The sequence below is a fragment of the Vibrio sp. 1288 genome (assembly GCF_033344475.1).
Genome location: NZ_JAWPOX010000528.1, coordinates 1 through 697, shown reverse-complemented (window position 1 = coordinate 697; position 697 = coordinate 1). Strand labels below are relative to the sequence as shown.

The 697-nt window shown below is 44.5% G+C and carries 1 protein-coding gene; it reads left to right on the top strand.

Annotated elements, in window-relative coordinates; genetic code table 11:
- On the top strand, positions 1-697 hold a 697-nt coding region (locus R8O11_RS27835; protein WP_318194948.1), incomplete at both ends, for a flagellin.

The window sequence follows — 697 nt, the reverse complement described above, 5'->3', positions numbered from 1 at the left end:
AAGAAGAAGTAACAGCGCTAAACGACGAACTAAACCGTATCGCTGAAACAACCTCTTTCGGTGGTAACAAACTGCTTAACGGTACGTACGGTACTCAATCTTTTCAAATCGGTGCGGACTCTGGCGAAGCAGTAATGCTTTCTATGGGCAGCCTACGTTCTGATACTTCAGCAATGGGTGGTAAGAGCTACTCAGCAGAAGAAGGTAAAGATGCATCTTGGACAGTTGGTGATAAAACTGAGCTTAAAATGAGCTACACCAACAAACAAGGTGAAGAGAAAGAACTTACCATCAAGGCTAAGCAAGGCGACGACATTGAGCAGCTAGCAACTTACATCAACGGTCAAAGCGAAGATGTAAAAGCGTCTGTTGGTGAAGACGGCAAGCTACAAGTATTTGCTTCTACTCAGAAAGTAAATGGTGAAGTTGAGTTCTCTGGCAACCTAGCTGGCGAGATCGGTTTTGGTGATGCGAAAGACGTAACGGTTAAAGACATCGACGTAACAACGGTTGCAGGCTCTCAAGAAGCTGTAGCAGTTATCGACGGTGCACTTAAATCAGTAGACAGCCAACGTGCGTCACTAGGTGCTTTCCAGAACCGTTTCAACCACGCAATCAGCAACCTAGACAACATTAACGAAAACGTTAATGCATCTAACAGCCGTATTAAAGATACTGATTACGCGAAAGAAACAAC